The 24,303-nt window shown below is 72.7% G+C and carries 23 protein-coding genes and 3 tRNA genes; 8 read left to right on the forward strand and 18 right to left on the reverse strand.

Features of this window, described 5'->3' with window-relative positions; genetic code table 11:
* Nucleotides 1–32: 32 nt before the first annotated feature.
* The 6 genes from NCI01_RS07575 to NCI01_RS07600 all read right to left on the reverse strand — a co-directional run bounded on the left by NCI01_RS07575 (nucleotide 33) and on the right by NCI01_RS07600 (nucleotide 3,693).
* Nucleotides 33–890 carry an SCO4651 family lipoprotein gene (locus tag NCI01_RS07575; RefSeq protein ID WP_254180877.1) on the reverse strand — a complete coding sequence of 286 codons (858 nt, stop codon included), beginning with the start codon at nucleotides 888–890 and terminating at the stop codon, nucleotides 33–35.
* A 167-nt stretch (nucleotides 891–1,057) separates the two neighbouring features.
* The gene (gene rplA / locus NCI01_RS07580) at nucleotides 1,058–1,780 is read right to left on the reverse strand and encodes a 50S ribosomal protein L1 (RefSeq protein ID WP_254180878.1); all 723 of its coding nucleotides are present in this window, start codon (nucleotides 1,778–1,780) and stop codon (nucleotides 1,058–1,060) included.
* Nucleotides 1,781–1,867: 87 nt separating this feature from the next.
* Nucleotides 1,868–2,296: a 50S ribosomal protein L11 gene (rplK, locus tag NCI01_RS07585; protein ID WP_172258021.1), complete on the reverse strand. Its 429-nt coding sequence runs from the start codon at nucleotides 2,294–2,296 to the stop codon at nucleotides 1,868–1,870.
* A gap of 117 nt (nucleotides 2,297–2,413) precedes the next feature.
* Nucleotides 2,414–3,262, reverse strand: a complete 849-nt coding sequence (gene nusG / locus NCI01_RS07590) for a transcription termination/antitermination protein NusG (protein WP_254180879.1) — start codon at nucleotides 3,260–3,262, stop codon at nucleotides 2,414–2,416.
* 50 nt (nucleotides 3,263–3,312) lie between these two features.
* Nucleotides 3,313–3,567, reverse strand: coding sequence for a preprotein translocase subunit SecE (secE, locus tag NCI01_RS07595; protein WP_254180880.1), 255 nt, complete (start codon nucleotides 3,565–3,567; stop codon nucleotides 3,313–3,315).
* A gap of 53 nt (nucleotides 3,568–3,620) precedes the next feature.
* Nucleotides 3,621–3,693 (reverse strand) — tRNA-Trp (locus NCI01_RS07600).
* A 147-nt stretch (nucleotides 3,694–3,840) separates the two neighbouring features.
* Here NCI01_RS07600 and NCI01_RS07605 point away from each other — a divergent pair.
* Entirely contained in the window at nucleotides 3,841–4,890 is a 1,050-nt protein-coding gene (locus NCI01_RS07605) for an adenosine deaminase (RefSeq protein WP_254180881.1), read from the forward strand.
* Nucleotides 4,891–4,959: 69 nt separating this feature from the next.
* Here NCI01_RS07605 and NCI01_RS07610 read toward each other — a convergent pair whose 3' ends face one another.
* The 7 genes from NCI01_RS07610 to NCI01_RS07640 form a co-directional block, all read right to left on the reverse strand.
* The gene (locus NCI01_RS07610) at nucleotides 4,960–6,018 is read right to left on the reverse strand and encodes a UDP-N-acetylmuramate dehydrogenase (RefSeq protein ID WP_254180882.1); all 1,059 of its coding nucleotides are present in this window, start codon (nucleotides 6,016–6,018) and stop codon (nucleotides 4,960–4,962) included.
* Entirely contained in the window at nucleotides 6,011–6,415 is a 405-nt protein-coding gene (locus tag NCI01_RS07615) for a MaoC/PaaZ C-terminal domain-containing protein (RefSeq protein WP_254180883.1), read from the reverse strand. Before NCI01_RS07615 ends, NCI01_RS07610 begins: the two co-directional genes overlap by 8 nt.
* A complete protein-coding gene (locus NCI01_RS07620) occupies nucleotides 6,412–6,834 on the reverse strand; it encodes an FAS1-like dehydratase domain-containing protein (RefSeq protein ID WP_254180884.1) in 423 nt (140 codons plus the stop codon). The genes NCI01_RS07615 and NCI01_RS07620 overlap by 4 nt, the downstream gene beginning before the upstream one ends.
* Before the next feature lie 69 nt (nucleotides 6,835–6,903).
* Entirely contained in the window at nucleotides 6,904–7,074 is a 171-nt protein-coding gene (rpmG, locus tag NCI01_RS07625; protein WP_056907127.1) for a 50S ribosomal protein L33, read from the reverse strand.
* A 40-nt stretch (nucleotides 7,075–7,114) separates the two neighbouring features.
* Nucleotides 7,115–7,191 (reverse strand) — tRNA-Met (locus tag NCI01_RS07630).
* Nucleotides 7,192–7,229: 38 nt separating this feature from the next.
* Nucleotides 7,230–7,302: transfer RNA gene (locus tag NCI01_RS07635), tRNA-Thr, on the reverse strand.
* 46 nt (nucleotides 7,303–7,348) lie between these two features.
* The gene (locus NCI01_RS07640; protein WP_254180885.1) at nucleotides 7,349–8,770 is read right to left on the reverse strand and encodes an amidase; all 1,422 of its coding nucleotides are present in this window, start codon (nucleotides 8,768–8,770) and stop codon (nucleotides 7,349–7,351) included.
* 86 nt (nucleotides 8,771–8,856) lie between these two features.
* Between NCI01_RS07640 and NCI01_RS07645 the strand changes: the two genes are divergently transcribed.
* Nucleotides 8,857–9,588, forward strand: a complete 732-nt coding sequence (locus NCI01_RS07645) for a class I SAM-dependent DNA methyltransferase (RefSeq protein WP_254180886.1) — start codon at nucleotides 8,857–8,859, stop codon at nucleotides 9,586–9,588.
* A gap of 3 nt (nucleotides 9,589–9,591) precedes the next feature.
* Here NCI01_RS07645 and NCI01_RS07650 read toward each other — a convergent pair whose 3' ends face one another.
* Both NCI01_RS07650 and NCI01_RS07655 read right to left on the reverse strand, forming a co-directional pair.
* Nucleotides 9,592–10,143, reverse strand: a complete 552-nt coding sequence (locus tag NCI01_RS07650; RefSeq protein WP_254180887.1) for a DNA-3-methyladenine glycosylase I — start codon at nucleotides 10,141–10,143, stop codon at nucleotides 9,592–9,594.
* 32 nt (nucleotides 10,144–10,175) lie between these two features.
* Nucleotides 10,176–11,132, reverse strand: a complete 957-nt coding sequence (locus tag NCI01_RS07655; RefSeq protein ID WP_254180888.1) for a pirin family protein — start codon at nucleotides 11,130–11,132, stop codon at nucleotides 10,176–10,178.
* 134 nt (nucleotides 11,133–11,266) lie between these two features.
* On the opposite strand from NCI01_RS07655, the gene nemA reads away from it, so the two are divergent.
* From nemA to NCI01_RS07670, 3 genes are all read left to right on the forward strand, one after another.
* Nucleotides 11,267–12,361: an N-ethylmaleimide reductase gene (gene nemA / locus NCI01_RS07660; RefSeq protein WP_308213199.1), complete on the forward strand. Its 1,095-nt coding sequence runs from the start codon at nucleotides 11,267–11,269 to the stop codon at nucleotides 12,359–12,361.
* 72 nt (nucleotides 12,362–12,433) lie between these two features.
* Nucleotides 12,434–14,317 carry an ABC transporter ATP-binding protein gene (locus NCI01_RS07665; protein WP_254180889.1) on the forward strand — a complete coding sequence of 628 codons (1,884 nt, stop codon included), beginning with the start codon at nucleotides 12,434–12,436 and terminating at the stop codon, nucleotides 14,315–14,317.
* Complete coding sequence (locus NCI01_RS07670) at nucleotides 14,314–16,239, forward strand: ABC transporter ATP-binding protein (protein ID WP_254180890.1); 1,926 nt, start codon at nucleotides 14,314–14,316, stop codon at nucleotides 16,237–16,239. The genes NCI01_RS07665 and NCI01_RS07670 overlap by 4 nt, the downstream gene beginning before the upstream one ends.
* A gap of 358 nt (nucleotides 16,240–16,597) precedes the next feature.
* Here the strand turns inward: NCI01_RS07670 and NCI01_RS07675 are convergent, their stop codons facing one another.
* Genes NCI01_RS07675 through NCI01_RS07685 form a run of 3 tightly spaced genes read right to left on the reverse strand, consistent with a single transcriptional unit; the run spans nucleotide 16,598 to nucleotide 21,194 of the window.
* A complete protein-coding gene (locus tag NCI01_RS07675) occupies nucleotides 16,598–18,514 on the reverse strand; it encodes a glycoside hydrolase family 15 protein (RefSeq protein WP_254180891.1) in 1,917 nt (638 codons plus the stop codon).
* Nucleotides 18,504–19,922: a glucose-6-phosphate dehydrogenase gene (gene zwf, locus NCI01_RS07680; RefSeq protein ID WP_254180892.1), complete on the reverse strand. Its 1,419-nt coding sequence runs from the start codon at nucleotides 19,920–19,922 to the stop codon at nucleotides 18,504–18,506. The genes NCI01_RS07675 and zwf overlap by 11 nt, the downstream gene beginning before the upstream one ends.
* Before the next feature lie 51 nt (nucleotides 19,923–19,973).
* Nucleotides 19,974–21,194 carry a homogentisate 1,2-dioxygenase gene (locus tag NCI01_RS07685; RefSeq protein ID WP_254180893.1) on the reverse strand — a complete coding sequence of 407 codons (1,221 nt, stop codon included), beginning with the start codon at nucleotides 21,192–21,194 and terminating at the stop codon, nucleotides 19,974–19,976.
* 64 nt (nucleotides 21,195–21,258) lie between these two features.
* On the opposite strand from NCI01_RS07685, the gene NCI01_RS07690 reads away from it, so the two are divergent.
* The 3 genes from NCI01_RS07690 to NCI01_RS07700 are packed head-to-tail and all read left to right on the forward strand — an operon-like array spanning nucleotide 21,259 to nucleotide 24,279.
* The gene (locus tag NCI01_RS07690; RefSeq protein WP_254180894.1) at nucleotides 21,259–22,128 is read left to right on the forward strand and encodes a hypothetical protein; all 870 of its coding nucleotides are present in this window, start codon (nucleotides 21,259–21,261) and stop codon (nucleotides 22,126–22,128) included.
* On the forward strand, nucleotides 22,125–23,339 hold the full coding sequence (gene fahA / locus NCI01_RS07695; RefSeq protein ID WP_254180895.1) for a fumarylacetoacetase: 1,215 nt from the start codon (nucleotides 22,125–22,127) through the stop codon (nucleotides 23,337–23,339). The genes NCI01_RS07690 and fahA overlap by 4 nt, the downstream gene beginning before the upstream one ends.
* Nucleotides 23,340–23,370: 31 nt before the next feature.
* Nucleotides 23,371–24,279: a metallophosphoesterase gene (locus tag NCI01_RS07700; RefSeq protein WP_254180896.1), complete on the forward strand. Its 909-nt coding sequence runs from the start codon at nucleotides 23,371–23,373 to the stop codon at nucleotides 24,277–24,279.
* Nucleotides 24,280–24,303: the final 24 nt, after the last annotated feature.

Genomic DNA, 24,303 nt, shown 5'->3' on the forward strand with positions numbered 1-24,303 from the left:
CGTGTCAGTCGGGCGACCCGCCCGCCGGAGGCTCACATCCCGGGCTGCTGGGTGACCTGGCTCGCCGGGGGCTCCTCGATCTCGACGTCGGTGCCGAAGTCGGAGTAGGTGCCCTCGGCGGTCGTGGTGGTGGGCTTGCCGCCGCCGACGGCCGGAATCTGCATCGTCTGGGTGAACTTGCGCGGCAGGTCGTCGGCGTCGACCCACATCTCGGTCACGAGCTCGTCGGGGAGCATGTCGGCCATCGCGGCCGGGAACTCCATGGCCTTGAGGTACTGCGTCGGGTCGAGGGTGATCCGGTAGTGGTTGGCCTCGACGCCGTCGACCTCCTCGGAGCCGATGAGCTCGAGCTTCTTCGGCGCCTCCATGGCCTTGAACATGACCTCGGGGTCGGTCGCCTTGCCGATCATCCCGAACAGGGAGTTGGGGTCGCTCAGGTCGATCTTGAGCCACTTGTCGCCGGTGCCGAGGTCGGGCGACTTCATGTACATCGCCTTGCCGAGCAGGATCATCTCCATCGCCTGCGCCCCGGTGCTGGAGGCCTGCATCTCGATGCCGTCGTCGCTGAAGCGGGCCTGGCCGGACATGGTCTGCGCCTGGCCGGCGGCTCCCGAGGTGGTCTCGAACGCGAACGTCTCCGCCTCGCGCATGGCCTCCATGACGGCCGGGTAGAACTCCTCGGCGGACAGCTCGGCGAGCGAGGCCTCGGCCGGCGCCTCGCTCTCCTCGGCGCCCTCCTCGCTCGTGGCTCCCTCGTCGGCGCTCCCGTCGGTCGCCGAGCTGGAGCTGTCGGCGGAGCCAGAGTCGTCGCTGCACGCGGCGAGGCCGGCTCCCATGGTCAGCACCAGGGCGGCGGAGCCGAGGCGGCGGGTGAGGGACGTGACGCGCATGTGTGTCTCCTGGGACGAGAGGTACGACGGTGGGGCGGCAAGAGCTGCCACTGACGTTCTACCCGATGCCCCCGCACCCAAACGGCGACCGGCCCACCGAAGGACGTCCGGACGCAGAACGGCCCGGCCACCCCGAGGGGCGACCGGGCCGTGCACGCGGCGGCGGATCAGGCCTGGACGGCCTCGTCCTCCGACGCGACGTTCTTCACGCGGTTGGGGTCGACCTGGATGCCGGGGCCCATCGTCGTGGAGACGGTGATCTTCTTGATGTAGCGGCCCTTGGAGCTGGCCGGCTTGAGCCGCAGCACCTCCTCGAGGGCGGCGGCGTAGTTCTCCGCGAGCTGGACCTCGGAGAAGGACGCCTTGCCGATGATGAAGTGCAGGTTGGCGTGGCGGTCGACGCGGAACTCGATCTTGCCGCCCTTGATGTCCGTGACGGCCTTGGCGACGTCGGGGGTCACCGTGCCGGTCTTCGGGTTGGGCATGAGCGAGCGCGGGCCGAGGACGCGACCCAGGCGGCCGACCTTGCCCATCATGTCGGGCGTCGCCACGACGGCGTCGAAGTCGAGCCAGCCGCCGGCGACCTTCTCGATCAGCTCGTCGCCACCGACGAACTCGGCGCCGGCCTCGCGGGCGGCCTCGGCCTTGTCGGCGTTGGCGAACACGAGGACACGGGCGGTCTTGCCGGTGCCGTGCGGGAGGTTGACGGTGCCGCGGACCATCTGGTCGGCCTTGCGCGGGTCGACGCCCAGGCGCATGACGACGTCGAGGGTCTCGTCGAACTTCTTCTTGGAGCCACCCTTGGCGATCTTGATGGCGGCCAGCGGCGCGTAGAGCTCGTCCTTGTCGAACGTCTCGGCGGCCGCGCGGTAGGTCTTGCTGCGCTGCATGGTCTTCTCGTTTCTGTGGTGCGAAGGATGTGGTTTAGGCGAGCCAGCGCGGCTCTCCCACGGTCAGTGCTTGTCTGCTGAGCCCGCTCAGTCGGTCGTGACGCCCATCGAGCGCGCAGTGCCCTCGACGATCTTCATGGCCGCGTCGATGTCGTTGGCGTTGAGGTCGGGCAGCTTGGTGGTCGCGATCTCGCGGACCTGGTCCTTGGTCAGCTTGCCGACCTTGTCCTTGTGCGGGACGCCGGAGCCCTTGGACAAACCGGCAGCCTTCTTGATGAGCTCGGCGGCCGGCGGGGTCTTGGTGATGAAGTCGAACGAGCGGTCCTCGTAGATGGTGATCTCGACGGGGATCACGTTGCCGCGCATGGACTCGGTCTGGGCGTTGTAGGCCTTGCAGAAGTCCATGATGTTGACGCCGTGCGGACCGAGCGCCGTACCGACCGGCGGAGCCGGGGTGGCCGAGCCGGCCTGCAGCTGCACCTTGACGAGTGCGGCGATCTTCTTCTTGGGAGGCATTGCCTTCTTCTCTCTCTCGTGTGGTCATGACGAGGGCACCTGCCCCCTGCCACGGGTTGTTGCTACTGCATTGTCAGCCCGCTGAGCGGGCGGACACCAAATCGTCGGACGCCGGCGTCAGACCTTCTGGATCTGGCTGAAGCTGAGCTCGACCGGCGTCTCGCGGCCGAAGATCTCGACGAGCGCCTTGACGCGCTGGGACTCGGCGTTGATCTCGGTGATCGTCGCGTGGAGCGTGGCGAACGGGCCGTCGACCACCATGACCGAGTCGGACACGTCGAAGTCGGCGACCTCGACGGGCTTGCGCGGCGTGGTGGAGGCACCCTTCTCGCCCGAGGCGGCGGCCTCGGCCTCGGCGACGGCCACGACGGCCGGCGCCAGCATGTCCTCGACCTCGCTCATGCTCAGCGGCACGGGCTGGTGGCTGTGCCCCACGAAACCGGTGACCGACGGCGTGTGGCGCACGGCGGACCAGGACTCGTCGGTGAGGTCCATCCGGACCAGGACGTAGCCGGGGAGCACGGTGCGGGTGACCATCTTGCGCTGGCCGTTCTTGATCTCCGCGACCTCCTCGGTGGGGACCACGATCTCGTGGATGTAGTCCTCCATGTTGAGGGAGATGATGCGGTTCTCGAGGTTGTGCTTGACCCGCTTCTCCATGCCGGAGTAGGTGTGCACGACGAACCAGTCGCCCGGCTTGGCCCACAGCTCGCGGCGGAAGGCCTCGAGCGGGTCGTCGTCCTCGGCGCTCGCGACGGGCTCCTCGTCCGCGGGGGCGGCGTCCGACTCGTCCGACTCGTCCGCGTCGACGTCGGCAGCGGCGTCGCCGGCCTCGTCGGTCGCGTCAGTGGTCACGTCCTCGGTGTCCTCGACGACGTCGACGTCGGTCTCGGCGTCCTCGGGGGTCGCCTCGTCGACGATCTCGACCTGGTCGTCGACCTGGTCCACGTCATGGTTGTCAGACACGTCTCACTCCGTAGTTCATAGCTGGGGGCGGGGAACTGTCTCCCCTGTCGTCACTGGGCGCCGCTGCCCGTGAAGATCTCGAAGACCAGCTTTCCGAAAGCCAGGTCGAGGACCGTCACGAGCGCCATCACCACGACGACGAAGACCAGCACGACGAAGAAGTAGGTGATCAGCTGCTGCTGGGTGGGCCACACCACCTTGCGGAGCTCGGCCACCACCTGGCGCAGGAACGTGGCGGGGCTGGTGCGCCCACGGTCGTCGCCGCGCGAGTCGCGCCGGTCCTGAACCGCGTTGCCGTCGGCCACGTCATCCACCTTCTCGCCGTTGCTGTGTGCAGTCTTGCTGTGCAGTGTTGTCGCAGGGCACGAGGGACTTGAACCCCCAACCTTCGGTTTTGGAGACCGATGCTCTGCCAGTTGAGCTAGTGCCCTTCGGTGGTCCCGTCCCCATCGCTGGGGGCATGCCGAAGCATGTGGCGAAACCACCAATCCGGAAGCATACGGGGCGGGCCCACTCCCAGTCGAACCGAGGCACCCACCGGCCGCAGGACGAGCCCGCGCCCCCCTACGATGCGGGGCATGGCAGGTGCGGGGGCGGGGCCGGTGGATCGCGCGGAGCCACGCCGGGAGGTGTCCCGGCTGCCGAAGGCGCACCTCCACCTGCACTTCACCGGGTCGATGCGCCACGACACGCTGCTCGAGCTGGCCGAGCGCGACGGCATCGTCCTGCCCGACCCGCTCGTCGAGGACTGGCCGCCCCAGCTCAGCGCCGCCGACGAGAAGGGCTGGTTCCGCTTCCAGCGCCTCTACGACGTGGCCCGCTCCGTGCTGCGCACGCCCGACGACGTACGACGCCTGGTGCTCGAGGCCGCCGAGGACGACGTGCGCGACGGCGGCCGCTGGCTGGAGATCCAGGTCGACCCCAGCGGCTATGCCGCCCGCTTCGGCGGCATCACCGCCTTCACCGACCTCGTCCTCGACTGCGTGCGCGACGCGTCGGAGCGCACCGGGCTCGGGATCGCGGTCGTCATCGCCGCCAACCGCACCCGCCACCCGCTCGACGCCCGCACGCTGGCGCGCCTGGCCGCGCAGTACGCCGGCCGGGGCGTGGTCGGCTTCGGGCTGTCCAACGACGAGCGCCGCGGGCGCACGGAGGAGTTCGAGGCCGCGTTCCGGATCGCCGAGCGCGCCGGGCTGCTGCTCGTCCCGCACGGCGGGGAGCTGCGCGGCCCCGACCACGTGCGGCAGTGCCTCGACCGCCTCGGGGCGCACCGCCTGGGGCACGGCGTGCGCAGCGTGGAGGACCCGGCGCTGCTCGACCGGCTCGTCGAGTCGGGCGTCGCGCTCGAGGTCTGCCCCGTCTCCAACGTCTCGCTCGGCGTCTACAGCGACCTCACGTCGGTCCCGCTGCCGCAGCTGCTCGCCGCCGGCGCGACGATCGCGCTCGGCGCCGACGACCCGCTGCTCTTCGGCTCCCGCCTCGCCGGCCAGTACGCCACGATGCGCGCCGCGCACGACCTCGACGACACGGTGCTGGCCCGGCTCGCGGAGATGTCGTTCGAGGCCTCGCAGGCGCCGTCGGACGTCGTCGCGGCGGCCAAGCGGGACATCGCCGACTGGCTCGGCTGAAGGAGATGTCTGAGGACGCCCTGGTCGCGGATCGGGTGAAGATCCGTCCGCCCCGTCCTCAGATACCGGTCAGAGGGAGCAGCCGACCGTCACGGGCTCGTTGACCAGGGTGACGCCGAAGCGCTCGTGCACCCCGTCGCGGACCTCGCGGGCCAGGGTGAGCAGCTCCTCGGTGGTGGCGCCGCCGCGGTTGGTGAGGGCGAGGGTGTGCTTGGTGGACAGGCGCACCCGCTCCCCCGCGGCCGGGCTGGTGTAGCCCTTCCCGAAGCCGGCGCGCTCGATCAGCCATGCGGCGCTCGACTTCACCGTCCCGTCGGGCTGGTCCCATCGCGGGGCGTCGTCGGGCAGCGCGGCGGCCTGCTCGGGGGTGAGGAACGGGTTGGTGAAGAACGACCCGGCGCTCCACGTGTCGTGGTCACCGGCGTCGAGCACCATGCCCTTGCCGGAGCGCAGCGCGAGCACCGCGTCACGCACGGCCGCCAGCGGAGCCCGCTCGCCCTGGCGGACGCCGAGGGTGCGGACGAGCTCGGCGTAGGCCACCGGCTCGGAGAGGTCGCCCTGCCGCAGCTGGAAGGTCACCTCGAGCACCACGTAGCGCCCGGGCTCGGCCTTGAAGCGGCTGTGGCGGTAGCCGAAGCCGCAGTCCGCGGCGGCGAAGGTGCGCTGGGTGCGGTCGACGCGGTCCCAGGTGCGGACGCGGGCGATGGTCTGCGCCACGTCCTGGCCGTAGGCGCCGACGTTCTGGATGGGCGTCGCGCCGACGGCCCCCGGGATCCCGGACAGCGCCTCGATGCCGGCCCACCCCTGGGCCACGGCGTGGGCCACCAGCTCGTCCCAGTCCTCCCCGGCGGCCACCGTGAGCACCACGCCGCCGCACTGGGCGAGGGCATCGACGTCGCAGGTGTCGGTGTCGGCGTCGATCCCGGTGGTCGCGACCTGCACGACCCGGCCGTCGAAGCCCTCGTCGGCGACCACGAGGTTGGAGCCGCCGGACAGCAGCAGCACGGGGGTGCCGGCCGCGTCGGCGTCGGCCACAGCGGCGACCAGCTCGGACTCGGTGGTCGCGCGCACCCACTCGCGGCCGGGACCACCCAGGCGGAGGGTGGTGTGGTCGCGCAGGTCAGGCACGGACGGTGGCCTCACGCACGACGGCCTTCGGCATGCCGAGCACCTTCTGGCCCTCGCACGTCACCTCGAGCGCGAGGGTGACGAGGCCGTCGGCCACCGACTTCACGGTGCCGCCGACGACCACCTCCGCACCGCCCTCGGCGGGTACGACGACGGGGCTGGTGAACTTCGCCCCGAGGTCGACGACCTCGGCGCCGCCGGTCCACTCCGCGACGGCGCGGCCGACGAGGGCGAGGGTGTACATGCCGTGGGCGATCACGCCGGGCAGGCCGACGCTGCGGGCGACGTCCTCGTCCTGGTGGATGGGGTTGTGGTCGCCGCTCGCGTCGGCGTACGCGACGAGGTCGGCGCGGGTGACCGTGAAGGTCCTGGTCTCGAGCACGTCCCCGGCGTTCACGCGCCCGCCTCCGATCCGGCGGAGTGGACGAGGGTGGCCTTGCCGGTGCAGACGACCGCACCGGTGGCGTCGGTGATCTCGCTGGCGGTGGCGATGATGTCGGCGCCGCCGATCTGGCGCAGCCCGGTCACGGTGAGGGTCGCGGACAGCTCGTCACCGACCGCCAGCGGGCGCGCGTAGGCGAAGCGCTGCTCGCCGTGGACGATGCGGTGCAGGTCGATCCGCTCGGCGTCGAGGAAGGCCTGCATGGCGTCGAAGGCGAGCACGATCGGGAAGGTCGGCGGGACGACGTCGCCGGGCTCACCGGGGCCGGCGGGGTGGCCGACGGCCGCCGCGAAGGCGCTGACCCGCTCGGGGGTCACGGACAGGGGCGCCGGTGCGGGGAACGCGCGCCCCACCAGCGAGGGGTCGACGGGCATAGGAGGGAGCCTACAAACACGACGACCCGTCCGAGTGCTCGGACGGGTCGGGTGCGACGAAGAACAGCGTCAGCGGGTCTCGCGGTGGATCGTGTGCCGGCGGTCGCGCGGGCAGAACTTCTTCAGCTCGATCCGGTCCGGGTCGTTGCGCCGGTTCTTCTTGGTGATGTAGTTGCGCTCCTTGCACTCCGTGCACGCGAGCGTGATCTTGGGGCGAACGTCAGAGCTCTTGCTGGCCATGAGGAGATCCTTGGGTTGCGGATGGTGCGGGAGACTTCGGTGGTAGCGGGGGCGGGACTCGAACCCGCGACACCACGATTATGAGCCGTGTGCTCTAACCACCTGAGCTACCCCGCCGCGGAGGACAGACGCCCCCGGAGGGAGGTCCGACCCAGAGCCCCTTTACGGAATCGAACCGTAGACCTTCTCCTTACCATGGAGACGCTCTGCCGACTGAGCTAAAGGGGCAACGACGGAGAACGATACACACGCCCCGCCGCGATGAGAAATCGGCTCAGGCGACGCCCGGATCGGCGTGGATCCGGGGCCATCCGACGGCCTCCTCGAGCTCGTAGGCCAGCCCCAGGAGGCGGGCCTCGCGCCCCGCTCCGGCGCCCAGCATCATGCCCTGGGGCAGCCCCGCGGCGGTGGTCGCGAGGGGCAGGGAGATCGCCGGCTCGCCGGTCGCGTTCTGCAGCGGGGTGAACGCCACCCAGTCCATCAGCCGGCTCATGATCTCGTCGTAGTCCTGGTCGGGTCGCAGGTGGCCGACGCGTGGCGTCTCGGTCGCGAGGGTGGGCGTGAGGGTGACGTCGTACGACGCCCGGTGGCGGGCCGCGAGCCGCTGCGAGCCGCGCAGCACCGCGATCGACCACGGCTGCTTGTGCAGGTTGCGCGCGGCGTGCCGGGCCAGGCCCAGGGTGAGGTTGTCGAGCTTGGTCGGGTCCCAGGTGGGGCCGAAGTCCTTCCGGCCGCGGCGTGAGATGGCCAGCGCGAGCATCGACCAGAAGCGTACGAAGTGCTCGGGGAAGCTGGCCGGCACCGGGTTGTCGACCTCCTCCACGTGGTGGCCGAGCTGCTCGAGCAGGGCGGCAGTGCGCAGCGTCAGCTCGCGCACCTCCGGGCTGCACGAGCGGCCGATGCCCTCGGTGACGACCGCGACCCGCAGCCGCGCCCGGCCGGGCCGGGTGACGTCGCCGACCGGCGCGAGGAGCGGGTTGCGCCACACCTTCTCGGCTTCGCGGTAGAACGCCGCGGTGTCGCGGACGCTGCGGGTGAGCACGCCGTCGGAGACGATCCGGACCGGCATGTCGCGCATCATCCGGTCCTGGGCGAGGCGACCGCGGGTGGGCTTGAGGCCGACGAGACCGTTGACCGCGGCCGGGATCCGGATCGAGCCGCCGCCGTCGTTGGCGTGCGCGATGGGCACGGCCCCGGCCGCGACGAGGGCGGCGGAGCCGGCGGACGAGGCGCCGGCGTAGTGGTCCGGGCTCCACGGCGAGCGGACCGGCCCGAGGCGCACGTGGTCGGCGGCGCCGGAGAACCCGAACTCGGAGAGCTGGGTCTTGCCGAGCGGGATGAGCCCGGTGGCGAGGTACATCCGGGCGAAGTCGCCGTCGACGGCCTGGGGCTCGGCGGTGAACGCGTCGGAGCCGTGCTGGGTCGGCATGCCGGCCACGTCGACGTTGTCCTTGACGAACGTCGGCACGCCCGCGAACCAGCCACCGCGTGGGTGCCTCGCCTCGGCGCGGGCGCGGTCGTAGGCGGCGTACGCCACCGCGCCGAGGGCGGCGTCGACCTGCTCGGTGCGGGTGATCGCAGCCTCGACCACCTCCGGCACGGAGACCAGCCCGGAGCGCAGGGCCTCGACGAGGCCGGTGGCGTCGAGGTCGGCGAGGGCGTCGTCGGCGGAGAAGGCGTGCACGCGCGTCGTCATGGACGGGGAGCCTACGGACTGGCGCGGCACTGCGGCAGGGGCGAAATGGGTGGATCCCGACGGACCGGGTCGGGCAGCGTGTCGCCATGAGCAGCAGCGACTACTGGGACGCCGAGACGGCGGCGGCGTACGACGAGGGCTCGGCGTTCATGTTCGAGCCCGAGGTCCTCGACCCGGCCGTCGACCTCCTCGCGGGGCTCGCCGGGGACGGCGCGGCGCTGGAGCTGGCCGTCGGCACCGGCCGGGTCGCGATCCCGCTGGCCGACCGCGGGATCCGGGTCTCCGGCATCGAGCTCTCGCAGCCGATGACCGACGAGCTCCACCGCAAGCGGGCCGACCTCCCGGTCGTCGTCGGCGACATGGCCACGACCCGGGTGCCGGGCGAGTTCGCCCTCGTCTACGTCGTGTGGAACAGCATCGGCAACCTGCGAACGCAGGCCGAGCAGGTGGCGTGCTTCCGCAACGCGGCGGCCCACCTCGAGCCGGGCGGCCGGTTCGTGGTCGAGCTGTGGGTCCCCGGCATCCGGCGCTTCCCGCCCGGCCAGGACGCGGTGCCGTTCCACGTGGGACGCCGGCACGTCGGGTTCGACACCTACGACATGACCACGCAGCAGGGCACGTCCCACCACTACCGCCGCCACGACGACGGCACGGTGACCTACGGCGCGAGCAACTTCCGCTACATCTGGCCCAACGAGTGCGACCTGATGGCGCAGCTCGCCGGGATGGAGCTCGAGCGCCGGGTCGCCGACTGGCACGGCGCACCCTTCACCGGCGACAGCGAGAGCCACGTGTCGGTCTGGCGCAAGCCCGGCTGACCCTCACCCCGCGCAGCCGCGGCGGTGGCAGCCGGCGAGGTGGTCGTCGACCAGCCCGATGGCCTCCATCAGGGCATGCATCGTGGTGGGGCCGACGAAGGCGAAGCCCGCCTTCTTGAGCGCCTTGGACAGGGCGATCGACTCGGCCGAGGTGGTGGGCACCTCGGCGGTGGTGCGGGGGGCGGGGCCGGGCTCGGGTCGGAAGGACCAGATGAACGACTCCAGCCCGCCCTGCTCGCGCAGCGCGACCGTGGCGCGGGCGTTGGTGATCGCGGCGTCGACCTTGCGGCGGTTGCGGACGATGCCCGCGTCGGCCATCAGCCGCTCGACGTCGTCCTCGTCGTAGGCGGCGACCACGTCGGCGTCGAACCCGGCGAACGCGGCGCGGAAGTTGTCGCGCTTGTCGAGGATCGTGCGCCACGACAGGCCGGACTGGAACGCCTCGAGGGTGAGCCGCTCGAGGTGGGCGGCCTCGCCGTCGACGCGCAGCCCCCACTCGGTGTCGTGGTAGGCGAGGTTGACCGGGTCCCCCGCGCCCCAGGGGCAGCGCGCCACCCCGTCGGCACCGACGACGGGACCGACGCCGGTCAGCGCCGCTCCTTGAGCCGCACGTTGGGCAGGGGCGGTGCGGGGATGGGCTGCAGGCCGAGGTCGACCGTGCCGAACCGACCCTCGCGGACCTCGCGGCCGTCGGCGACCACCCGGTCGGGCTGGTCGGGGTCGTCGTCCGTGGTGATCTGCTCCTGCCACTCGCGGCGGTAGGCGGCGATCTCGTCGTGGCTGCGGCCGATGAAGTTCCACCACATGACGATGGGCTCGCCGAACGGCGGCCCGCCGAGGAGGAGCAGCCGGGCCTCCTCGTGCGCGGTCAGCGTGATGGTGGTCCGCCCGTGCGGGAGGTGGGCGAGGTCGCTGGGCGCGAGCTCCTGCCCGTCGACGTCGATCGTGCCGACGTCGAGCAGCACGCCGTGCTCGAAGGTCGGGTCGACCTCGATCTCGACGCTCTTGCCGGGTGCGAGCATGACCTCGGCGCCGAGCAACGGGGTGTGCACCTGCACCGGGGAGGTCGCGCCGAGCAGCGAGCCGATGAAGACCCGGGCCTCCCAGCCGGGTCCGCGGACCGGGTCGGGCGCGAAGTGCTCGAAGCGGGGCTCGACGTGGCGGCTGTCGTCGGGCAGCGCGATCCACAACTGCGCACCGTGGAGCACCGTGGTGCCGGGGGTGGAGACCTCGGTGTGGCTGATCCCGCGGCCGGCGGTCATCAGGTTGAGCTCGCCGGGTCGCACGGTGGCCAGGCTGCCGACGGAGTCGCGGTGCTCCAGCTCGCCGCCGAAGAGCCAGCTGGCGGTCTGCAGGCCGGTGTGCGGGTGGACCGGGAGGACCATGCCACCGGTCTCGTCCACGTCGTCGGGGCCGTAGTGGTCGACGAAGCACCAGGCGCCGATCAGCGACCGGTGGCGCTGCGGCAGCGTGCGTCGTACGCGCATGGCCCGAGGACCCCCGAGCGGGACCTCACGTGGAGCAAGCACCTCGACGTCGGTCATCGACCGCCACGGTACCCCCACGGGCGAATGCGCGCAGGGTCGCACCCGCTCCCGGGCGCCGGACGGACGTGACCCGGGTCACGGCGGCGGGCAGACCCGGAATAGCCCACCGCCGGGCCCCGTTGGCGGCTGGCGTGCCCTCCCTCTTCGAGCCCCTGACCCTCGGCGCCGTCAGTGCCGACAACCGCGTGCTGATGGCGCCGCTGACCCGGATGCGTGCCACGGCCCCGGGCGACGTGCCCAACGACCTGATGCGCGACTACTACGTCCAGCGCGCGGGGGCGGGCCTGCTCATCTCAGAGGGCACCCAGATCAGCCCCGAGGGCAAGGGCTACATGGACACCCCCGGCATCCACAGCGACGAGCAGGTGGCCGGGTGGCGCCGCATCACCGACGCCGTGCACGAGGTCGGCGGGCGGATCGCCGCGCAGCTGTGGCACGTCGGCCGGGTCTCGCACGAGTCGTTCCACGGCGGCGAGCTGCCGGTCTCGGCGAGCGACGGCCCCTACCGCAACCGCACCACCGTGCGCGGCGAGGACGGTCGGCCCACCCGGGTCGCCTGCCCCGTCCCCCGACCGCTCGGCCTCGACGAGATCCCCCGGCTGCTGGAGGACTACCGGCGCGCGACCGTCAACGCCCGCGAGGCCGGCTTCGACCTCGTCGAGATCCACGGCGCCCACGGCTACCTGCTGCACCAGTTCCTCGCCGCCGACAGCAACCAGCGCACCGACGAGTACGGCGGCTCACTGGCCGGCCGGGCCCGGCTGATGCTCGAGGTCACCGACGCCGTCGTCGACGCCTGGTCCGCGGACCGGGTCGCCATCCGGATCTCCCCGATCGGCTCGTTCAACGGCACCGAGGACCCCGAGGGCGCCGACGCAGGGCTGTACGTCGCCGGCGAGCTCGGCCGCCGCGGCCTGGCCTTCCTCCACCTGTCCGAGCCCGACTGGGCCGGCGGCCCCGCGCTCGACGACGACTACCGACGCGCGCTGCGAGCGGCCCACCCCGGGCCGATCGTCGGGGCCGGGAGCTATGACCTCGCCAAGGCCGAGCGGCTGCTCGACGCCGGCCTCGTCGACGCCGCGGCCTTCGGCCGGTCCTTCATCGCCAACCCCGACCTGCCGCGCCGGCTCGCCGAGGGCCTGCCCCTCAACCCGCCGCGGCCCGAGACGTTCTACGGCGGCGACGCCGAGGGCTACACCGACTACCCGGCGTACGGCGCCGCCTGAGCCGGCGGGCACCGAGCGGCAGCGATAACGGTTCGTGCCGGCGGGCCACCGGCGCCTAGGGTTCGACACGACATGCAGGACTACCCACCCCGGATCGCGACGTTCTTCACGGGTACGGACGACGCGCCAACGCCGGACCCTGACACCCGGTCACCGCTGGCGTTCCTCAGGTGGATCCTCGGCCAGCAGAAGGCGCTGATCGCCCTCTCGTCGCTCTGCTACGCGCTGTGGTTCCTCCCGATGACGCTCGGGCCGTGGATCTTCGGCCGGGCGGTCGACGAGGGCATCGTCGGCGGCGACGAGGCGGCACTCCTGGGATGGGCCGCGCTGCTGCTCGCCGTGGTCGTGGTGGGCGGCGTCTTCGGCATCGTGTCGCACACGCTCGTGGTGCGCAGCTGGCTGGTCGCCCTCTACGGCGCCCTGGAGATGGTGACCCGCAAGGTGGCGCAGATGGGCCACGTGCTCCCGCGCCGCTCCCCCACCGGCGAGGTGCTGAGCGTCGCCTCGAGCGACTCCGACGAGTTCGGCGCGCTCACCGAGATCCTGGCCCGCACGGTCGGCCAGCTCGTGTCCTACCTCACCGTCGCCTTCATCGTGCTGACGATGTCGTGGCAGCTCGGGCTGCTCACCCTGGTGGCCGCGCCGGTCCTGGTCGGCGCGGCGCTGCCGCTGCTGCGCCCGCTGCACCGCCGCCAGCAGCTCGAGCGCTCGCGCACGTCCGACCTGACCTCGTTGGCGACCGACATCGTCGCCGGGCTGCGGATCCTGCGCGGCATCGGTGGCGAGCAGACCTTCGGGGCCAACTACGCGCGCCAGTCGCAGTCCGCGCGCCGGGCCGGGGTGGCCGCCGGCATCTGGCAGGCCGTCGTCGAGGCCGTCGGCGTGCTGCTGTCGGGCATCTTCCTCGTGGCGCTGGTGTGGCTCGGGACCCGGCAGGTCCTCGACGGCACCCTCAGCGTCGGCCAGCTGATCACCTTCCTGGGCTACGGCCTCTTCATGGTGGGCCCGATCCGCACCTTCTTCGAGTTCGCGCAGAAGAGCACCCGCTCGCTGGTCAGCGCCCGCAAGGCCGTCGCGATCTTCGACCAGCAGCCGCCGTGGCGCGACCCGGCCGAGCCGGTCGTCCTCGACGGCACCGCGCCGCTGCACGACGCGGCCAGCGGGCTGACCGTGCAACCGGGCGTCCTCACCGTGGTCGTCAGCGCCGTACCCGAGCAGAGCGCGGCGCTCGCCGACCGGCTCGGCCGCTACCTGCCCGCCGACACCGAGCCCGTCCCCCTCGCCGACGACGAGGGCGCGAAGGGTCGCGCCGCCCGACGGTCCCGCGCCGAGCGGGCGGCCGAACGGGCCCGGATCGCCGCGCTCGACGAGGAGCGGGTGCGCCGCGAGTGGGGCGTCACCCTGGGCGGGGTCGACCTCTCCCGCGCCCGCCTCGACGACGTACGACGCCATGTGCTGGTCAGCGACACCACCAGCCAGCTCTTCGCCGGCACCCTGCAGGACGCCGTGGACCCCCACGCCCGGTTGACCCGTGAGCAGGCCGAGGAGGCCCTGCGCATCGCCAGCGCCGAGGACGTCTACGACGCGCTCCCCGAGGGCTGGCAGGGCCAGCTCGACGAGCGGGGACGTGGCCTGTCCGGCGGCCAGCGCCAGCGGGTCGTGCTGGCCCGCGCGATCGCCGCCGACGCGCCGGTGCTCGTGCTGGTCGAGCCGACGTCCGCGGTCGACGCGCACACCGAGGCCCGCATCGCGGCCCGGGTCGCCGAGGCGCGCCGGGGTCGTACGACCGTCGTCACGACCGTCTCGCCCCTGTGGCTGCACCACGCCGACCGCGTCGTGCTGCTGCACGACGGCACGGTGGTCGCCGAGGGCCGGCACGCCGACCTCCTCTCCGACCACGAGGGCTACCGGCGCGTGGTCACCCGCGAGCTCGACGAGGAGGAGCCGGCCCGATGACCACCGACCTCCTCGCCACCTCCGCTGACACCTGGCGCGACCGGGCCGCCGACCCGCCGGCCGTCCCACCGGAGCTCGAGCCCCCCGGCCGCGTGGGCCTGCGTGCGCGCAACCGTGCCCTGTGGCAGCGCCACGACCTGCGCCGGCAGCGGGCCGAAGCGGTCTACGACGCCTCACGCAACCCGGTGCGCGGCTGGCCGGTCTCGGGCAACCGGGCCGTGCTCGCCTTCTTCGCCGACCTCGTGCGCGAGCGCAAGCGCTCGTTCGTGCTGATGGTGGTCCTCAATGCGCTCGCCGCCGGGTCGGCCCTCGTCGTCCCGCGGCTGCTCGGGTCGCTCGTCAACCGGGTGGACACCCAGGGCGCCGCGGCGACCGGCCTCGACGCACTGGCCCTCGCCGTGATCGGCGTCGTCGTCCTGCAGGCCCTCTTCACCTTCGGCGCCCAGCGCACCTCCACCCACTTCGGCCAGGACCTGCTCGCCTCGGCGCGCGAGCACGTGGTGCGCACGATCCTGCGGCTCCCGGTCGGCCGCGTCGAGGGCGCCAGCACGGGCGACCTGGTCACCCGCGTCACCCGCGACGTCGGCACCATGGCCCGGTCGGTGCAGTGGGGGGTGCCCCGGCTGCTGATCTCGCTGATGACCGTCGTGCTGTCCGTCGTGGCGATGCTGCTCAACTCGCTGGTGCTCGCGATGCCCGCCCTCGTGGTGTTCGCGCTCTGCACGCCGGCCGTGCGCACCTACCTGCGGCGCGCGCCCAAGGCGTACATCACCGAGGGCGCCACCTACTCGCGGATCAACACCACCCTCACCGAGACCGTCGAGGGCTCGCGCACCGTCGAGGCGCTCGGCCTATCGCAGGCCCGGGTCCGGGCCGGCTCGGACGACATCGCCGTCTCCGCGCAGGCCGAGCGCTACGGCATGACCCTGCGCAACGTGCTCTTCGCGGCCCTCAACGCCGCCTTCCAGCTGCCGCAGGTCGTCACCCTCGTCGTCGGCGCCTACGGCTACAGCCGCGGCTGGGTCGACCTGGGCCAGATCACCGCCGCCCTGCTCTACGTCGTCGCGCTGGCCGAGCCGCTCGACGCCGTGATCGGTGAGGTCGACCGGCTCCAGGTGGGCGCCGCCTCGACCAGCCGCCTGCTCGGCATCGCCGAGGTGCCGCCCGACCGCGAGCCCGGCGACCGGCTCCCGGACGGCGTCGAGCTGGCCGCGGAGGACCTCCGGTTCGCCTACCGGGAGGGCCACGACGTGCTCCACGGCGTGGACCTGCGCCTGCGCACCGGCGAGCGGCTGGCCGTCGTCGGTCCGAGCGGATCGGGCAAGTCGACGCTCGGGCGCCTGCTGTCGGGGATCAACCGCCCCCGCACGGGGTCGGCCCGCGTGGGCGGGGTGGACCTCGTCGACCTCCCGCTCGAGGTGCTGCGCACCGAGGTCGCGCTCGTCACCCAGGAGCACCACGTCTTCATCGGCTCGGTGCGCGACAACGTCGTGCTCGCCCGCGAGGACTCCCCCGACGACGCCGTACGACAGGCGCTCGCCGCGGTCGGCGGGCTGTCGTGGGTCGAGCGCCTGCCCGAGGGGCTGGACACCATGATCGGCTCCGGCCGCTTCTCGCTCACCCCCGCCCAGGCCCAGCAGGTCGCCCTGGCCCGGCTGATCATCGCCGACCCCCACACGCTCGTGCTCGACGAGGCGACCTCGCTCATCGACCCGCGCACCGCCCGGACGCTCGAGGGGTCGATGAACAGCCTGCTCGAGGGCCGCACCGTCGTGGCGATCGCCCACCGGCTGCACACCGCCCACGACGCCGACCGCATCGCCGTGGTCCTCGACGGTCGCATCGTCGAGCTCGGCAGCCACGACGAGCTGCTCGACCTCGACGGGGAGTACGCCGACCTCTGGCACGCCTGGACGTCCTGAGCCTGGACGCGCCGCTGGCGCCGGCGCCGGCGCCGGGCTGCGAAGGTGGCGGCACATCGCGCGCGCTCGCCGCCGCAACCCGCGATCCGCCGCCACCCCCGGGGCCGAGGCCACAAAGGTGGCGGCACATCGCGCGTGCTCGCCGCTGCAACCCGCGATCCGCCGCCACCCCCCGGGCCGGGGCCACAAAGGTGGCGGCACATCGCGCGCGCTCGGCGCCGCAACCCGCGATCCGCCGCCACCCCCGGCCTCCTCGTCCGGAGTCACCGGATATCCGGTGACCGCCCCACTTACAGGTACAGATCTCGACCCCGAAGCATGGAACTCGGGTGCGAGGTCCGGCCCAGCGGCGCGCCGGTCAGCCGTCGAGGCTGCGGTCGAGGTTGATGACCGCGCTGATCAGGCTGAGGTGGGTGAAGCCCTGCGGGAAGTTGCCCAGCTGCTGGCCGTTGAGGCCCACCTGCTCGGCGTACTGCCCGAGGTGGTTGGCGTAGGTGAACATCTTCTCCAGCGCCAGGCGGGCGTCGGCGAGGCGGCCGGCGCGGGTCAGCGCCTCGACGTACCAGAACGAGCACAGCGAGAACGTGCCCTCCTCGACCGAGTCGTACCCCGAGCCGTCCCCCGAGTCGTCCTCCGAGTCCTCACCCGAGTCCTCCCCGGCGCCGGGTTGGACCCCGTCACCGAAGGCCTCCGGGTCGTAGCGCAGCACCAGGCTGTCGGTGACGAGGCGCTCCTCGATGGCGGCGAGGGTGGACAGGAAGCGCGGGTCGTCGGGGGCGAGCATCTTCACCATCGGCATCAGCAGCGCGCCCGCGTCCAGCGCGTCGCCGTGCGCGACGGCGGTGAAGGCGCCGAGCTCCTCGTTCCAGCACTCGGTCATCACGCGCTCGTAGATCTCGTCACGGCAGGCGGCCAGCTTGGTGAGGTCGCCGGGCAGTCCGCGGCGCCGCGCCACGCGCATCATCCGCTCGACGGCGACCCAGCTCATCACCAGCGACGTGGTGTGGGTGCGCGGCTCCGAGCGGACCTCCCACATGCCGGCGTCGGGGCGCTGCCAGTTGTCCATCAGCCACGAGACGATCCGGCGCAGGTCGCCCCACGCGTCGTGGCTGATGCCGCGGCCGTGCTTGTCGAAGAGGTAGACCGAGTCGACGATCTCGCCGTAGACGTCGAGCTGCAGCTGGTCGACCGCGCCGTTGCCGACCCGCACGGGGCGGGAGTCGCGGTAGCCGGCGAGGTGGTCGAGCTCGCGCTCGTGCGGCAGCCCGCCGTCGAGGTCGTAGAGCACGCGGAGCGGGCCGAGCTCGTCGTCGGCGCCGTCGGCCGCCTCGCCGAGCCGCTCGGACAGGAAGCGGACGAAGGCACCCGCCTCGTCGGTGAAGCCGAGGCGCAGCAGGGCGTAGACGCTGAAGGCGGCGTCGCGGACCCACACGTAGCGGTAGTCCCAGTTGCGCGAGCCGCCGATGCGCTCGGGGAGGCTCGTGGTCGGGGCGGCGACGATGCCGCCGCTCGGCTCGTGGCACAGCAGCTTGAGGGTCAGGGCCGAGCGGTCGACCCACTCACGCCACCGCCCGGTGTACGTCGACTGCCCGAGCCAGCCGCGCCAGAAGGCGGCCGTCGCCTCGAAGAGGTCCGACACGTCGGAGAGCGAGCACCCGCGTGCCGGCTCGTCGGGGGCGAGGACCTCGAGGACGAAGAGGGCGGACTCGCCGGTCGTCAGGCCCAGGCGCGCGGTCGCGGTGGTGGCGGCGACGTCGAGGTCGACGGTGCTCGACAGGGCGAGGTGGACGTCACCGTCGGCGAAGCGGACGACGCCGTCCTCGACGCTGAGGTCGGGGTCGGTGCTGGCGTAGTCGGGTCTCGGCGCCATGTGCATGGTCAGGTCGACGGAGCCGCGCAGGCCGACGACGCGGCGTACGAGCCGCTGCCGGTGGTCGGGGTCGTGGGCGCGCAGCACCGGCATGAAGTCCTGGACCTCGACCACGCCGTGCTCGGTCATGAAGCGGGTGACGAGGATGTTGGTCTCGGGGTGGTAGTACTGCTGGCTGCGCGCGTCGGGGTCGTCGGGCCCCAGCCGCCACGACCCGCCGTCGGGGTCGAGGATCGAGGCGAAGACGCTCGGCGCGTCGAAGCGGCCGGGGCAGAACCAGTCGATCGTGCCGTCGGTCGCCACGAGGGCCGCGGTGCGGAGGTCGCCGATCAGGCCGTGGTCCGCGATGGGCGCGGCCGGACCGCCGGGACCGGGACCGCCGCCCCCAGGTCCCTCACTCGCCATCGGCGTCGCCGCTCCCGAGCCGCCAGCCGCCCTCGGGCAGGCCGAGCGCCTCGGCCGGGCCCCACGACCCCTGGTCGTACGCCAGCGGCGCGGGCCGGTCGTCGAGCACCGGCTGGCAGACCTCCCACAGCCGCCGCGTCTCGTCGGCGTGGGCGAAGAGGGTGTGGTCACCGTTGAGCACGTCGAGGAGGAGGCGCTCGTAGGCCTCGAGCGGCTCGTCGTGCGGGAGCTCGTCGCCCAGGTCGAGGCGCATGGTCGCCGGCGCGAGCTCCATCTCCGGGCCCGGCCGCTTGCCGAGCAGGTCGACGTGGACCTGCGCCTCGTCGGTCAGCTCCAGCACCACCTCGTCGCGGGCCAGGCCCTCCCCGAACACCGTGGAGTCGGGCGCGCGGAAGCGGAGGGTGACGGTGCGCCGGGTCTCGGCCATCGCCTTGCCGGTGCGCAGGAAGAAGGGCACGCCCCGCCACCGGTCGTTGTCGACCCAGGCCTCGAGCGCCACGAAGGTCTCGACGTCGGAGTCCTCGTCCACGTCCTCCTCCTTGCGGTAGCCGTCGTACTGCCCGAGCACGACGCGTGAGGGGTCGAGCAGGCGTACGTCGGCGAAGACCGCGGCACGCGCGCGTCGTACGGCCTCGGAGGACCACTCCCCCGGGTCCTCGAGGGCGACCGCGCCGAGGATCTGGAAGAGGTGGGTGGAGACCATGTCGCGCAGCGCACCGGTGGACTCGTAGAACGAGCCGCGGCCCTCCATCGCGAGCGTCTCGGGGACGTCGACCTGCACCGAGGCGATGCTGCGGCGGTCCCACGCCGGCTCGAAGAGGGCGTTGGCGAACCGCAGGGCGAGCAGGTTCTGCAGCGCCTCCTTGCCGAGGAAGTGGTCGATGCGGAAGACCTGCTCCTCGTCGAAGACCTCGTGCACGTCGCGGTCGAGCTCCTCGAAGGACGCGAGGTCGAGCCCGAAGGGCTTCTCGACGACGAGGCGGGCCCGCTCGGCCAGCCCCTCGCGGCCGAGCATGCCGATCATCCCGCCCATCGCGTCCGGCGGCACCGACAGGTAGACGATGCGTCGTACGTCGTCGCCGAGGCCCTCCTCGACCTCCCGCACCCGGGCGGCGAGGTCCGCGCCGTCGTCGGCGTCGGAGGTCTGGAACGTCAACCGGTCGAGCAGGTCGCGCGCGACGGCGTCGTCGAGGTCGTCCACCGACTCCCGAAGTCCGGAGAGGACCTCCTCGCGGAAGTCGTCGTCGGAGCCCGGCGAGTGCCGGCCGCTGCCGACGACGGCGTAGTCGTCCGGCAGCCGCCCGGCCGCCGCGAGCCGGTAGAGGCCCGGGAAGAGCTTGCGCGCCGCGAGGTCGCCGCGAGCGCCGAAGAGGAGGAAGACGCAGGGCGGGAGGGCTGCGGTGGTCATGCCGGCCACGCTAACGACCACCCGAAGGAGGGGGCGGCCGTGCGGGCGGCCTCAGGAGTTGCTGTAGACCGCCGGTCCGCCGTCCTCGCCCGCTGCGTCCGGGCCGCGCCCGGCCCAGGTCCAGGCATAGGCCGGGTCCTCCACGGCGAGGCCGCCCTCGCCCAGCTCCAGCGGGGCGAACGTGTCGACCATGACGGCCGACTCGTCGAAGTAGGGCACGCCGAGGCTGGCCTCGATGGCGCTGGGCTGGGGGCCGTGCGCGTGGCCGCCGGGGTGCAGGCTGATCGAGCCGAGGTTGATGCCCGAGCCCTTGCGGGCCTCGTAGTCGCCGCCGACGTAGAACATCACCTCGTCGGAGTCGACGTTGGAGTGGTAGTAGGGCACCGGGATCGCGAGGTCGTGGTAGTCGACCTTGCGGGGCAGGAAGTTGCAGATGACGAAGTTCCAGCCCTCGAAGACCTGGTGCACCGGAGGCGGCTGGTGCACCTTGCCGGTGATCGGCATGTAGTCCTCGATGTTGAACGTGTAGGGGTAGAGGCAGCCGTCCCAGCCGACCACGTCGAAGGGGTGCGTGGCATAGGTCAGCCGGGTGCCGACGATCCCCGCGCTGGTGCGGTGCTTGACCAGGACCTCGACGTCGGTGCCGTCGGCCTGGAAGGTCTCGGCCGGGCCGTGGAGGTCGCGCTCGCAGTAGGGCGCGTGCTCGAGGAACTGACCGAAGCGCGAGAGGTAGCGCTTGGGCGGGTGGATGTGGCTGTTGGCCTCGATGGCGTAGAGGCGCGACGGCTCGGCCGGCACCCAGCGGTGGTCGGTCGCGCGCGGGACCACGACGTAGTCGCCGGCGCGGTAGGGCACGACGCCGAACACGGTCTCGACCACTCCGCTGCCCGTCTCGACGAAGACGCACTCGTCGCCGATGGCGTTGCGGTAGAGCGGGGAGGGGTCGGTGCCGGTGACGACGTAGGTGAGGCGCACGTCGTTGTTGCCGAGGACCGTCCGGCGCCCCTCGACGGGGCACGTGCCGGTCTCGAGGTCGTGGAGCTCGAGGTGGCGCGGCTTGAGCGGGTGGTTGGGCGTACGCGTCTGGTCGGGCAGCTGCCAGACCTGGCTGTCGGTGATCGCGCTGGGGACGCCGCGGTGGTAGAGGAGGGAGGAGTCCGAGGAGAAGCCCTCCTCGCCCATCAGCTCCTCGCGGAAGAGGTGGCCGTCGTCGTCGCGCAGCTGCGTGTGGCGCTGCCGCGGCAGCCGGCCGAGTGCTCGGTAGTGGGCCATCGTGCGATCCAATCATCCGACTATCGGACGCAGGCGTCCGCTATCTGGTGGCTAGAGTAGCCCCGTGGACCCCCGTGACGCACCTGTCGACCCGACGCCGCCTCGCGCCTGGCCCGAGGAGTGGCGCGGCCTCGTCGACGACGCCGCGATCTTCCCGCCGGGCGACGTGCCGCTGCACGACGCCACCGCCGCCCACGTCGCGCGCCGGGGCGAGAGGTGGGCCGACCTGGTCGGCACCTTCGTGCTCCGCGACACCGACCTCCCCCTCGTCCGCGGGTTCGACGCGCCGTTGTCGGTGGTCGTCACCGGCGGAGCGGGCCAGCTCGCCGGGCCCCTCGGCGCGGCGGCCCGGCTCGGGCTGCACGTCGCGGCCGTCGAGATCGCCGTGCGTGACGTGGACGACCCGGTGGGCAACGTGCGCCGCATCGACGCCGCCCTGCGCGCGGCGGACGTCGACGTACCGCTGTTCGTCGAGCTGCCGGGTCCTCCCACGGCCACCTGGCTCGCGGCGGCGGACGAGGTCGCGGCGTGCGACCACCGGCTCAAGCTGCGCCTCGGCCACGTCGACCACGACCTCCTGCCCGACTCCGCGACCGTCGCCGCGTGGATCGACGCGGCGCTCGACCGCGAGATCCGGTTCAAGGCGACCGCCGGCCTGCACCGCGCCGTCCGCCACGACCCGGAGGGCGGCGGCGCCCACGGCTTCGTCAACGTGCTGGTCGCGACGAGGACGCTGTGGGACGGCGGCACGGTCGCCGACGCGACGGAGGTCCTCGAGCAGCGTGACGGCGCCGCGCTCGCGGCCGCTCTCGCCGACGGCGGCGTCGCGTCGGCCCGTCGGTGGTTCACCTCCTTCGGCTCGTGCTCGGTCACCGAGCCGCTCGACGACCTGATCACCCTCGGACTCGCTCCCGACGTCAAGGAGGACGCATGACCGCGCCCAGCTGGGTCGACGGAGCCGCCGGCTCCGGCTTCGACGTCGACCACCTCCCGTTCGGCGTCTTCGCGCGCTCGGGGGAACGCCCGCGGGTGGGGGTGCGCATCGGCGACCAGGTGCTCGACCTCAGCGTGGTCGCGGCCGCCGACATGGTCGACACCCACGCGCTCTTCGACCAGCCGACCCTCAACCCGTTCATGGCGGCCGGACCGGCCGTCTGGGCGTCGACCCGGGCCTGGGTGAGCGGGCTGCTCACCGACCAGACCGAGCGCGACCTCGTCGAGCCGGCGTTGGCACCGGTCGACTCCGTGCGGATGCTGCTGCCCTTCGCCGTCGGCGACTACGTCGACTTCTACGCCTCCGAGCACCACGCCTCCAACGTCGGTCGGATGTTCCGGCCCGACGCCGAGCCGCTCCTGCCCAACTGGAAGCACCTGCCCGTCGGCTACCACGGCCGCTCGGGCACGGTCGTCGTGTCGGGCACCGACGTCGTACGCCCCTGCGGGCAGCGCAAGGCACCCGCGGACGAGCGACCGACCTACGGCCCCTCCGAGCGGCTCGACATCGAGGCGGAGCTCGGGTTCGTCGTGGGCGTGCCCTCCGCGATGGGCGAGCGGGTCACCACCGCCGACTTCGCGCGGCACACCTTCGGCGTCGTGGGCCTCAACGACTGGTCGGCGCGCGACATCCAGGCCTGGGAGTACGTCCCGCTCGGGCCGTTCCTCGGCAAGTCGTTCGCGACGTCCGTCAGCGCGTGGGTCACCCCGCTGGCCGCGCTCGACGCCGCCTGGACCGACCTGCCCGGCCAGGACGACCCGGAGGTCCTCGACTACCTGCGGGTGGAGGGCCCGGCCGGGCTCGACATCGAGGTGGAGGTGGTGCTCGACGGCGAGGTCGTCGCGCGCCCGCCCTACCGCACCATGTACTGGTCGCCGGCCCAGATGCTGGCGCACACGACGGTCAACGGCGCGAGCGTCCGCACCGGCGACCTGTGGGGCTCCGGCACCGTGTCGGGCCCCGAGCGCGACCAGCGCGGCTCCCTCCTCGAGCTGAGCTGGGGCGGCAAGGAGCCGTTCACGGCCGGCGGACGCGAGCGCACGTTCCTCGAGGACGGCGACGAGGTGACGCTGCGCTACTCCGCGCCCGGCACCGGTGGCGGCCGCATCACCCTCGGCGAGGTCACCGGCCGCATCCTGCCGGCGCGCTGACGCGCTCCCGGACGGGTCCTACTCTGGGCGCGTGAAGCAGCTCGGCCAGTACGCCGCCCCGCGGCACGTCGTCGCGCACCTCTCCGACCCGCACCTGATCGGCAGCGGCGGGCTGCACTACGGCGTCATCGACAACGTCGACCACCTCCGACGCGTCCTGGCCCGGCTCGCCGTCGTACGACCCGCGCCGCAGGCGCTCGTGTTCACGGGCGACCTCGCCGACCGGGCCGAGCCCGACGCCTACGAGACGCTGCGCTCGATCGTCGAGCCCGCGGCCGCCGAGATGGGCGCGATCGTGGTGTGGACGATGGGCAACCACGACGAGCGCGCCCCCTTCGCCCGCGGGCTCTTCGGGTCCGACGACGACGGCTTCCAGGACCGCGTGCACGAGGTCGACGGCCTGCGGATCGTCGCGCTCGACACCAGCGTGCCGGGCTACCACCACGGCGACCTCCACGCCGACCAGCTGGCGTGGCTGGCCGACGTCCTCGCGACGCCCGCGGAGCACGGCACCCTCCTCGCGATGCACCACCCGCCGCTCCCGGTGCCGATGCTGCGTGCCGCCGAGCTCATCGAGCTGCACGACCAGCAGGCGCTCGCCGACGTCATCACCGGGACGGACGTGCGGGGCATCCTCGCCGGGCACCTGCACCTCTCGTCGTGGTCGACCTTCGCCGGCGTGCCGGTCTCGGTCGCCTCGGCCAGCTGCTACACGACCGACCCGGCGCCGGTCGACCGCTTCGTCTCCGGGGTCGACGCCAACCAGGCGTTCATGATGGTGCACGCCTACGACGACCGGCTGGTGCACACCCTCGTCCCGCTCGAGCGGGGACCGGAGGTGAGCCACATCGGCTCCGACATCGCCGAGGCGCTGGAGGACGTGCCGCTGGAGCAGGCCCGCGAGCTGGCCTCGTCCAAGACCTCGCAGTTCAACAGCTGACCCCCACCCCCGCCCCCTCCCTGA

This window comes from Nocardioides pinisoli, from assembly GCF_024199985.1.
Classification (GTDB): Bacteria; Actinomycetota; Actinomycetes; order Propionibacteriales; family Nocardioidaceae; genus Nocardioides; species Nocardioides pinisoli.

Excerpts from the sequence above, each read along its gene's own strand:
- fahA (WP_254180895.1), top strand. The coding sequence starts at position 22,125 with ATGACCGCGCCCAGCTGGGTCGACGGAGCCGCCGGCTCCGGCTTCGAC.
- NCI01_RS07670 (WP_254180890.1), top strand. The coding sequence starts at position 14,314 with ATGACCACCGACCTCCTCGCCACCTCCGCTGACACCTGGCGCGACCGG.
- NCI01_RS07675 (WP_254180891.1), bottom strand. The coding sequence starts at position 18,514 with ATGGCGAGTGAGGGACCTGGGGGCGGCGGTCCCGGTCCCGGCGGTCCG.
- NCI01_RS07685 (WP_254180893.1), bottom strand. The coding sequence starts at position 21,194 with ATGGCCCACTACCGAGCACTCGGCCGGCTGCCGCGGCAGCGCCACACG.
- rplA (WP_254180878.1), bottom strand. The coding sequence starts at position 1,780 with ATGCAGCGCAGCAAGACCTACCGCGCGGCCGCCGAGACGTTCGACAAG.
- NCI01_RS07620 (WP_254180884.1), bottom strand. The coding sequence starts at position 6,834 with ATGCCCGTCGACCCCTCGCTGGTGGGGCGCGCGTTCCCCGCACCGGCG.
- NCI01_RS07655 (WP_254180888.1), bottom strand. The coding sequence starts at position 11,132 with ATGACCGACGTCGAGGTGCTTGCTCCACGTGAGGTCCCGCTCGGGGGT.
- NCI01_RS07665 (WP_254180889.1), top strand. The coding sequence starts at position 12,434 with ATGCAGGACTACCCACCCCGGATCGCGACGTTCTTCACGGGTACGGAC.
- zwf (WP_254180892.1), bottom strand. The coding sequence starts at position 19,922 with ATGACCACCGCAGCCCTCCCGCCCTGCGTCTTCCTCCTCTTCGGCGCT.
- NCI01_RS07605 (WP_254180881.1), top strand. The coding sequence starts at position 3,841 with ATGGCAGGTGCGGGGGCGGGGCCGGTGGATCGCGCGGAGCCACGCCGG.
- rpmG (WP_056907127.1), bottom strand. The coding sequence starts at position 7,074 with ATGGCCAGCAAGAGCTCTGACGTTCGCCCCAAGATCACGCTCGCGTGC.
- NCI01_RS07575 (WP_254180877.1), bottom strand. The coding sequence starts at position 890 with ATGCGCGTCACGTCCCTCACCCGCCGCCTCGGCTCCGCCGCCCTGGTG.
- NCI01_RS07640 (WP_254180885.1), bottom strand. The coding sequence starts at position 8,770 with ATGACGACGCGCGTGCACGCCTTCTCCGCCGACGACGCCCTCGCCGAC.
- NCI01_RS07645 (WP_254180886.1), top strand. The coding sequence starts at position 8,857 with ATGAGCAGCAGCGACTACTGGGACGCCGAGACGGCGGCGGCGTACGAC.
- rplK (WP_172258021.1), bottom strand. The coding sequence starts at position 2,296 with ATGCCTCCCAAGAAGAAGATCGCCGCACTCGTCAAGGTGCAGCTGCAG.